This window comes from Candidatus Protofrankia californiensis, from assembly GCF_900634765.1.
Taxonomy (GTDB): domain Bacteria; phylum Actinomycetota; class Actinomycetes; order Frankiales; family Frankiaceae; genus Protofrankia; species Protofrankia californiensis.
Map to the genome: position 1 here is coordinate 4,915 of NZ_CAAAFT010000428.1, position 9,401 is coordinate 14,315.

At 71.4% G+C, this 9,401-nt stretch carries 7 protein-coding genes; 1 reads left to right on the plus strand and 6 read right to left on the minus strand.

What is annotated here, in order from left to right; translation table 11 throughout:
• Positions 1–119: 119 nt before the first annotated feature.
• From ligA to DD1DGNOD_RS21980, 4 genes are all read right to left on the minus strand, one after another.
• Positions 120–2,303, minus strand: coding sequence for an NAD-dependent DNA ligase LigA (ligA, locus tag DD1DGNOD_RS21965; RefSeq protein WP_241255907.1), 2,184 nt, complete (start codon positions 2,301–2,303; stop codon positions 120–122).
• Entirely contained in the window at positions 2,300–3,331 is a 1,032-nt protein-coding gene (locus DD1DGNOD_RS21970; protein ID WP_131770970.1) for a methionine synthase, read from the minus strand. The genes ligA and DD1DGNOD_RS21970 overlap by 4 nt, the downstream gene beginning before the upstream one ends.
• A gap of 127 nt (positions 3,332–3,458) precedes the next feature.
• Positions 3,459–4,514, minus strand: a complete 1,056-nt coding sequence (gene mnmA, locus DD1DGNOD_RS21975; protein WP_131770962.1) for a tRNA 2-thiouridine(34) synthase MnmA — start codon at positions 4,512–4,514, stop codon at positions 3,459–3,461.
• Between the two features lie 5 nt (positions 4,515–4,519).
• Positions 4,520–5,707, minus strand: a complete 1,188-nt coding sequence (locus DD1DGNOD_RS21980) for a cysteine desulfurase family protein (protein WP_131768388.1) — start codon at positions 5,705–5,707, stop codon at positions 4,520–4,522.
• Positions 5,708–6,001: 294 nt separating this feature from the next.
• Here DD1DGNOD_RS21980 and DD1DGNOD_RS21985 point away from each other — a divergent pair, with 294 nt between their 5' ends.
• A complete protein-coding gene (locus DD1DGNOD_RS21985) occupies positions 6,002–7,480 on the plus strand; it encodes an AAA family ATPase (protein WP_131770963.1) in 1,479 nt (492 codons plus the stop codon).
• Positions 7,481–7,526: 46 nt separating this feature from the next.
• Here DD1DGNOD_RS21985 and DD1DGNOD_RS21990 read toward each other — a convergent pair whose 3' ends face one another.
• Together DD1DGNOD_RS21990 and DD1DGNOD_RS30045 are read right to left on the minus strand one after the other, a co-directional pair.
• Positions 7,527–8,033, minus strand: a complete 507-nt coding sequence (locus DD1DGNOD_RS21990; protein WP_131768390.1) for a MarR family winged helix-turn-helix transcriptional regulator — start codon at positions 8,031–8,033, stop codon at positions 7,527–7,529.
• 228 nt (positions 8,034–8,261) lie between these two features.
• Positions 8,262–9,401: acyl-CoA mutase large subunit family protein (locus DD1DGNOD_RS30045; RefSeq protein WP_241255908.1), on the minus strand; the 1,140-nt coding region annotated here is incomplete at its 5' end.

Sequence of the window (9,401 nt, forward strand, 5' to 3'; positions counted from 1 at the left end):
CCTGACCGGCCACAGGACGCCGGTGCGGGGACCGCCCGCAGAGGCCGCGGCACGGGAGCCTGCACAGGGACTGTGACTGTGCCAGCCGGAAAAACCACAGCCGCCGGAAAACCGCGGGGCTACCCGTCCTCCGGTTCCACGGGCAGCGCGAGCGGGGCCGCAGCCTGCGGCCCCTGCTCCAGCAGGACGGCGAAGCCGGCCTCGTCGAGCAGCGGCAGCTTCCACGCGCGCGCCTTGTCGTACTTGCCCGCCCCCGGATCGGCGCCTACCACCATGAAGCTCGTCTTCTTGCTCACCGAAGCGGTGACCTTGCCACCCCGGGCCTGGACGGCCTCGGTGGCGGAGTCACGGCTCCACCCCGCCAGCGTCCCGGTGATCACTACGGTGACGCCGGTGAGCGGGCCGGGCCCCTCGTCCGCGCCGGCGTCGGCGAGCTGCGCCCCGCCGGAACGCACCCGTTCCAGCACGTCACGGTGGCGCGGATCGGCGAACCAGTCCACGACGGAGGCGGCAATGGTCGGGCCCACGCCGTCGACGACGGCCAGGGTCTCGGTGGACGCGGCTGCGATGGCGTCCACCGAACGCATCTCCCGGGCCAGCGCCCGGGCCGCGCTCGGCCCCACATGCCGGATGGACAGCCCGACCAGCAGCCGCCACAGCGGCCGCTGCCGGGCCGCTGCCACCCCGCGCAGAATCTGATCGATCTTCTTCTCGCCGAACCCGCGCAACTCCGTGAACGACTCGGGGCTCAAATGGAAGACGTCACCGACGTCGCGTACCCGACCGGCCTCCAGCAGGGCGGTCGCCGTCTCGTAACCGAATCCGTCGATGTCCAGAGCGCCCCGGGAAGCGAAGTGGAACAGCGACTCGCGCAGTTGCGCCGGGCACGACACGGCGTTCGGGCAGCGGACGTCGACCTCGCCCTCGGGGCGCACCAGCTCGGTGCCGCACTCCGGGCAGCGGGTGGGCATCACGAAGGCGCGCTCGGAACCGTCCCGCAGGTCCGCGACCGGCCCGACGATCTCCGGGATCACGTCACCGGCCTTGCGCAGGACGACGGTGTCACCGATCAGCACACCCTTGCGTTCCACCTGGTCGGCATTGTGCAGCGTGGCGAGGCCGACGGTGGAGCCGGCAACCTTGACCGGTTCAAGGCGGCCGAACGGAGTGACCCTCCCCGTCCGGCCCACGTTGACCTCGATGTCGAGCAGCTTGGTGGTGACCTCCTCGGGCGGGTACTTGTAGGCCACCGCCCAGCGTGGGGACTTCGACGTGGCCCCCAGACGGCGTTGCAGCCCGAAGGCGTCGACCTTCACCACCACACCGTCGATCTCGTGCTCGATGTCGTGGCGGTGCTCACCCCACCGGCGGACGAACGCCTCGACCTCGGCGACGCCGGCGAGTACCTCGTGGTGCCGGGAGACGGGCAGGCCGAGTTCGGCCATCCGGTGGTACGCCTCGGACTGGGACGTGACGTCGAAGCCGCGGTGGACACCGAGCCCATGTATGATCATGGACAGTGGGCGGGTGGCGGTGATCCGCGGGTCCTTCTGCCGCAGGGAGCCTGCGGCGGCGTTGCGCGGGTTGGCGAACGGTTTGTCGCCCGCGGCGACCAGCGTGGCGTTGAGCTCGGCGAAGGCCGCCGTCGGGAAGAAGACCTCACCGCGGACCTCCAGCAGCTCGGGCACGCTCCCACCGCGCAGCCGGATCGGCACCGCCGAGAGGGTCCGGATGTTCGGGGTGACGTCCTCCCCGGTCCGCCCGTCGCCGCGGGTGGCCGCGCGCACCAGGTATCCGTCCTCGTAGACCAGGTCGACCGCAAGACCGTCGATCTTCAGCTCGCACAGCCAGGCGTCCACGCCGGCGTCCCGGGTGACACGGGCGGCCCACGCCTGGAACTCCGCGTCCGTGAAGACGTTGTCGAGTGAGAGCAGCCGCTCCAGGTGCTCCACCGGGGTGAACAGGGTCGAGATGGAGCCGGCGACCTTCTGGGTCGGCGAGTCCGGTGTGCGCAGCCCCGGACAGCGGGTCTCGATCGTCTCCAGCTCGCCCATGAGCCGGTCGTACTCGGCGTCGGAGACGGTCGGCGAGTCCAGGACGTAGTAACGGAAGGCGTGCTCGCTCAGCTCCCGAGCCAGTTCCGCCGCCCGCGCCCGCACCTGCGCCGGGATCTCGTCGGCCGCGCCATCCCGCGTCAACAGGCCGGCATCGCCGTCGGGCCAGGGATCACCGTCGGGCCGGGCCTCGGTCCCCAGCACCGTGCCCCGGGGAGCGTCCGCGTCCGAGGTATCCAGCGAACTCATACCGGCTCGTCCGCCAGTGCCCGGCCCGCCTCGCGGCAGCGCCGCAGCGCCGCCCTGGCATAGGCGGGTGTCGCACCCGCGAGACCGCAGGTGGGGGTCACCGCGACCACCTCCCGAAGCTGCTCCGGAGAGAACCCCAGACGTCGCCACATCGACCGGACGGGCTCGACGGTACGGCGGACGTCCGACAGTTCCGCGTCCCGCGACGCCACCATCCCGAACATCAGTGCGACCCCGGCCTCGACCGCCTCGCCGACGGCGTCGTCGTCGGCGGGCGTGAGCAGGGTCGCGTCCACGCTGACAAAGGCGGCCTTCGCCTGGCGCAGCAACCCCAGCGGCGGCGCGGACGTGCAGCAGTGCACCCCGGCGGGCACACCGGTGGCGGCGAGCAACGTCCGCAGCCGGTCGACGGCAACGCCCTCCTCCACCGCGGGAAGGATCCCGAAACCGCTGGGCGTGCGGACCTGACCGGCGATCACCGCCGGCAGGCAGGGCTCGTCGACCTGCACGATCAGGCGGGCGCCTGGCACAACCAGGGCGATGTCCGCGAGGTGTCGGGCGATGCCCTCGGCGAGGGCCTCGGCGATGTCCCGGCTCGCGCCCGCGTCCTTGAGGGCCTTGTGCCCTCGTTGCAGCTCGATGGTGGCGGCGAGCGTCCACGGGCCGGCGACAGCGACCTTCAGCGGCCCGGTGTAGCCGGCGGCGACCTCGCCCAGCGCGTCGAGGTCGCGGGCGAGCAGGTCGCGGGTCCGGCGCAGGTCCATTCCGGGACGCGGTACCAGCCGCCACCCGGACGGTTGCAGGTCGACCGGCATGTCCGCGAGCAGGCCCGCCGAACGGCCGATCATGTCGGCGCCGGCCCCGCGGTTCGGCAGCTCCGGCAGGTGCGGCAGGTCGGGCAGTTCGTCGAAGACCAGTCTGCATGCCTCGACCGGGTCGGTCCCCGGCAGCGACCCGACCCCGGTCGCGGTCCCCGGCTCCCACAGGCTGCTGCTGGTGGGCGCTGCGGCGGGTGCGGTGTCAGGCATGGTGGTGGGCGTTGTCACGGGCTCATCAACATCATGATCAAAATCACCGTCCGCAAAGAGCAGATATGGGTTGGCCCAGCGCCGGAACGCCGGAATGCCCGAACCGCCGGAATGCCCGAGCCCCGGGTCAGCGGCCGAGCCTGATGACATGACCGCCGCCGAGGACGCGGTCGCCGTCGTAGAGGACGACGGCCTGGCCGGGCGCGGTGCCGCGGACCGGCTCGTCCAACGTCACGTGCAGCTCGTCACCGACGCCTTCGGCCGTGGCCGCCACCGCCCGCCCGTGCGCCCGGACCTGCGCCGCGCAGGCCACCGGGCCCTCGTACGGCCAGACCGCCCGGTCGGCCACCAGCCTGGAGACGTCGAGCGCTTCGGCCGGGCCGACCGTCACCGCTCGTGTCACCGGGGAGATGTCAAGGACGTAGCGCGGCCTGCCGTCGGGTGCGGGCCGCCCCAGGCGCAGGCCACGGCGCTGGCCGATCGTGAACGCGAAGGCCCCGTCGTGCTCCCCCACCGTCTCGCCGGTGGTCGCGTCCACCACCGGCCCGGGTCGCGAGCCGAGCCGCTCCCGCAGCCACCGGCCGGTGTCGCCGTCGGCGATGAAGCAGATGTCGTGGCTGTCAGGCTTGTCCGCGACCGCGAGACCGCGGCGGGCGGCCTCGGCGCGGACCTCGGTCTTCGTCGTGTCCCCCAGCGGGAAGATCGCGTGGGCAAGCTGGTCGGGACGCAGCGTCCCCAGCACATAGGACTGGTCCTTGCCCGGGTCGACCGAACGGCGCAGCACCGCACCGGAAAGCTGCGCGTGATGGCCGGTCACCACCGCGTCGAAACCCAGGGCCAGCGCCCGCTCCAGCACCGCCGCGAACTTGATCCGCTCGTTGCACCGCACGCACGGGTTCGGTGTCCGGCCGGCCTCGTAGGCGGCGACGAACTCGTCGATGACGTCCTGTTCGAACCGGTCGGCAAGATCCCACACGTAGAAGGGGATACCGAGAACGTCGGCGGCGCGGCGGGCATCCCGGGCGTCCTCGATCGTGCAGCAGCCGCGGGCGCCGGTCCGGTGCGATTCAGGCGACTTCGACAGGGCCAGATGCACGCCTGTCACGTCATGGCCGGCGTCCACCGCACGGGCGGCCGCCACCGCCGAGTCGACGCCCCCGGACATCGCCGCAAGCACGCGCATCCCACTCACCCCCCCGACAGACCGGCGAGCGCCCCCGCACGGCGCGCTCGGTTCACCACAGGCATGATCACGCGGATCAAGGCGTCGACGTCGCCCGCAGCGGACGTCCGCCCCAGCGAAAAGCGCAGCGAGCCGCGGGCGCGGGCCTCATCGACACCCATGGCCAGCAGGACGTGGGACGGTCGGGCCACCCCCGCGGAGCAGGCCGAACCCGTCGAGCACTCGATCCCGTGAGCGTCGAGCAGCAACAGCAGCGAGTCGCCCTCGCAACCCGGGAAGGTCAGATGGGCGATGCCGGGCAGGCGTCCGGGGCCTGAGTGCGCTCCGTTGGCCACCACGTCCGGCACCGTGGCGAGTACCCGCGCGACCAGGTCATCACGCAGGGCGGCCAGCCGCACCGCCTCGACCGGCTGCTCGGCGACCGCCGCCGACGCCGCGGCCGCGAAGGCGGCCACCCCGGGGGTGTCGAGGGTACCCGAGCGGACGTCGCGTTCCTGCCCGCCACCGTGGGTCAGCGGCGCCAGGACCAAGCCCCGGCGTACCAGCAACGCGCCCATGCCGATCGGGCCGCCGAGCTTGTGTGCACTGACCGTCAGCGCGTCCGCGCCGCTGTCCTCGAACGACACCGGGATCGACCCGACAGCCTGGACGGCGTCGGTGTGGAACACGATCCCGTAACGGTGCGCAACTGCCGCGAGCTCCGCGACCGGCGAGACGGTTCCGACCTCGTTGTTCGCCCACATCACGCTGACCAGGGCGACGCTGTCGGGGTCACGCGCGATCGCCGCGGCGAGGACATCGGGACGCACCATCCCGGTGGAGTCCACGGGCAACAGCTCGACCTGGGCGTCCTGCGCCTCGGCAAGCCAGACCACGGCGTCGAGGATGGCCCGGTGCTCGACCGCGCTGACGAGCACCCGGTGCCGGCGTGGTTCGGCGGCACGGCGGGCCCAGTACAGCCCCTTGATGGCCAGGTTGTCGCTTTCGGTTCCGCCGGCGGTGAAGACCACCTCGGACGGGCGGGCGCGCAACGCGGCGGCAAGCGCCTCACGCGACTCTTCAACTACCCTACGTGCACGACGGCCGCTGGCGTGCAGCGACGACGCGTTCCCGCCGTCCGCGAGCGCCGCGGTGTAGGCGGCCACGGCCTCTGGACGCATCGGCGTGGTCGCCGCATGGTCGAGGTAGGTCACATCACTGAGGATATCCGTGCGTCGCCGCGATACCCCGCCGACGCCCAGGAGTCCGAAAACCGACGCACCGACGCCGCCGGCCGACCGACGGCGACAGGTTGCACCGAACCATCGCCCTCCGGATATCACCGCCGGCCCGTTGAGCGCACCTGACAAAACACGCCGTCCCAACAGGGGCGGTCGCGCAAGGTCGCAGGTCATGGCTTCCACCTGCGGGTCCCTAGTGTAGGTACAATTCATATAAGTATGGTTGCACTAGAAGTCAGATCCTGGGTGCCGGGATGGGTGGTGCGGGTGGAGCGACCGGTGGACATGTTCGACCGGGAGGAGGAGTGGGCGGCGCTCGCGGGCTTCTGCGAGGATCCGACGCCGGGCGCGACGCTGGGCGTCGTCACCGGCCGTCGGCGGCAGGGGAAGTCGTTCCTGCTCGACGCGGCGTGCGAGCAGACCGGCGGTCTGTATCACCAGGCGCTCGAAGGGACTGCCGTGGACTCGCTGCGGCTGTTCGGCGCACGCTTCGCCGAGCACGTCGGCGCCGCGGCGCCGCTGGCGTTCGACTCCTGGGCCGAGGCGATCGACGCCGTACTGGGGCTGGGCCGGCAAGCTCCGACCACCGTCGTCATCGACGAGTTCCCCTATCTGGTCAAGGCCGCGCCGGAGCTGCCCTCGGTGGTCCAGGCGGCGTTCGGCCCGCGCCGTCCCGAACGGACCGGCTCGCGAACGCGGCTGATCCTGTGCGGATCCGCGCTCACGGTCATGGGTCGTCTGCTCGCCGGCTCGGCGCCACTGCGCGGCCGGGCAGCGCTGGAGCTGGTCGTGCCTTCGTTGGACTTCCGGCTGGCCCGGGAGTTCTGGGGCATCGACGACCATCGGCTCGCGGCGCAGATGCACGCTGTCGTGGGTGGGACGCCGGCCTACCGGGACTTCGCCCACGGGGACGGCCCGCGCGGCATCGACGACTTCGACGCCTGGGTAGTCAGGACGGTCCTCAACCGCAACTCGCCGCTGTTCCGCGAGGCGCGCTACCTGCTCGCGGAGGAGCCGGACCTGCGTGAGCCCGGCCTGTACAGCTCGGTGCTGGCGGCCGTGGCCACCGGCGCCGTCACCCGGGGCGCGATCGCGAACGCGGTCGGCCGGCCGACGGGCGACCTCGCACACCCGCTGACCGTGCTGGCCGACGCCGGCTTCCTGGCCAAGGCGGACGACCTGCTGCGCGACCGTCGACCGGTGTGGCGGATCGCCGAGCCGCTGATCGCCTTTTACCACGCCGTCATGCGTCCGGTCTTCGGCCGGCTCGAGACACGTGGACAGGCGGCCAGGACCTGGCCGGGCCGGCGCGCCACGTTCGCGTCCCAGGTCCTCGGGCCCAACTTCGAGGAGATCTGCCGGGCCTGGGTGGCGCTGTACGCCGACCCGGCGACTCTCGGCACCGATGACCTCGGCGACATCGGTCACGGCACCATCCACGACCACGAACAGCGGGCGGCGATGGAACTCGACGTCCTCGCGCTCGGTCCGGCCGACGGCGAGCGCCGCCGGCTCGTCGCCATCGGCGAGGCCAAATGGGGCGTCGAGATGGGCCTCGAGCATCTGAACAGGTTGCGACGCGCCCGCGCGCTCATCGAACGGACCAACAACCTGGACGTGACCGACACCCGCCTCCTGCTGTTCTCCGCCACCGGCTTCACCGACGATCTACGCGCCGCCGCCGCCGCCGGCTCCGGCCCCGACATCGTCCTCGGCGACCTCCACCGCCTTTACGAAGGCGGCTGAAGGTGGCCGGCCAGGAGATCGCCCGGACCACCGGGAGGCCGGCGGGTCAGAAGTCACCGGCGCGGCTGCGGAGCTCCCTGAGGATCTCGACGAGCGGACCGATCTGCTCGGGCGACAGGCCCGGGTCGGCGAAGACGCGCTCGTTGAGCGCGACGGTGGCCGCGGTCGCGAGCTCCCGGCCGGCCGCCGTGATCTCGGCCAGGGTCGCCCGCCGGTCCGTCGGATGCGGGATGCGGCGGACAAGCCCCTGCGAGGACAGCCGGTCGACCGCGCTGGTCACGCTCGTCGGATGCACCTGCAGGCGGTTGCCGACCTTGCTCATCGGCAAGGAGCCGGCCCGGCTGAACAGCAGCAACATGAGCAGCTCGTAGCGGGCGAAGGTCAGCTCGAAGGGACGCAGCACCTCGTCCGTGCGGGCCAGGATGATCTGCTGGGCGCGCATCACGGACGTGACCGCCGCCATGCCGTCAGCGGCGTCGGCCCACCCGTGCGCCGTCCACTGCCTGCGCGCCTCCTCAATGGGGTCGAACGGCAGAGGTTTGGGAAAGGACACGGGCGGACGGCTCCTCCACGACGTGGCCGGTCGGCCGAAGGACAACACGGGCCTCGCTTCCCGTGCCGCCGCAGACCCCTGGGGCCGTTGTGGACCCCTGGGAAACGTGGGCCTTCCGGAGTTGCCGGATCCGGGGTTCCTGCCGGATCCGGCAGGAACCCCGGACGCGAGCGAATCACGATCGCGCTGTCCCTGGCCAGCCAGGGGCCCCTGGGAAACTAGGTTGGGTCAGACATTACGACGATACCGGCCACCGACCTCGAAGAAAGCGTCACTGATCTGACCGAGCGAGCAGTGCCGGACCGCGTCCATGAGGACGTCGAAGGTGTTCTGGCCGGCCGCCGCGGCCTCGCGCAGCCGGCGCAGCGCCTCGGGCGCCTCCTCGGCGTGCCGGGCCTGGAAGTCGGCGAGCCGGGCGAGCTGTGAATGCTTCTCGTCCTCCGTGGCCCGGGCGAGCTCGAGGGGACCGTGCGGGTTGTCCTCGGCGTCGGGGTCGAGGAAGGTGTTCACCCCGATGATCGGCAGACTGCCGTCATGCTTGCGATGCTCGTACAGCATGGACTCGTCCTGGATGCGTCCACGCTGGTAGCCGGTTTCCATCGCGCCGAGCACACCGCCGCGCTCGGAGATCCGCTCGAACTCGGCCAGCACCGCCTCCTCCACGAGGTCGGTGAGTTCCTCGACGATGTAGGAACCCTGCAGCGGGTTCTCATTGCCCGTCAGGCCCCACTCGTTGTCGATAATCATCTGGATGGCCAGTGCCCGCCGGACGGAATGCTCGCTCGGGGTGGTCACCGCCTCGTCATAGGCGTTGGTGTGCAGGCTGTTGCAGTTGTCGTAGATGGCGCACAGGGCCTGCAACGTCGTGCGGATGTCGTTGAAGTCCATCTCCTGGGCGTGCAGGGAACGGCCGGAGGTCTGGACGTGGTACTTGAGCTTCTGCGACCGCTCGGCGGCGCCGTAGCGCTCGCGCATCGCCACCGCCCAGATCCGCCGGGCCACCCGACCGATGACGGTGTACTCCGCATCCAGGCCGTTGGAGAAGAAGAACGACAGGTTCGGCGCGAAGTCGTCGATGTCCATGCCGCGGGCGAGGTACGCCTCGACGTAGGTGAAGCCGTTGGCCAGGGTGAACGCAACCTGGCTGATGGGGTTCGCCCCGGCCTCCGCGATGTGGTAGCCGGAAATCGACACGGAATAGAAGTTGCGGACGCCGTGGGTGATGAACCATTCCTGCACGTCGGCCATGCACCGCAGGGCGAACTCGGTGGAGAAGATGCAGGTGTTCTGCCCCTGGTCCTCCTTGAGGATGTCGGCCTGCACGGTTCCACGCACGGTCGTGAGCGCCTTGGCCCGCACGTCGGCGGC

What these genes read in the sequence shown, in the direction of transcription:
- ligA (WP_241255907.1), bottom strand. Translation starts at nt 2,303, where the DNA reads ATGAGTTCGCTGGATACCTCGGACGCGGACGCTCCCCGGGGCACGGTG.
- DD1DGNOD_RS21970 (WP_131770970.1), bottom strand. Translation starts at nt 3,331, where the DNA reads ATGCCTGACACCGCACCCGCCGCAGCGCCCACCAGCAGCAGCCTGTGG.
- mnmA (WP_131770962.1), bottom strand. Translation starts at nt 4,514, where the DNA reads ATGCGCGTGCTTGCGGCGATGTCCGGGGGCGTCGACTCGGCGGTGGCG.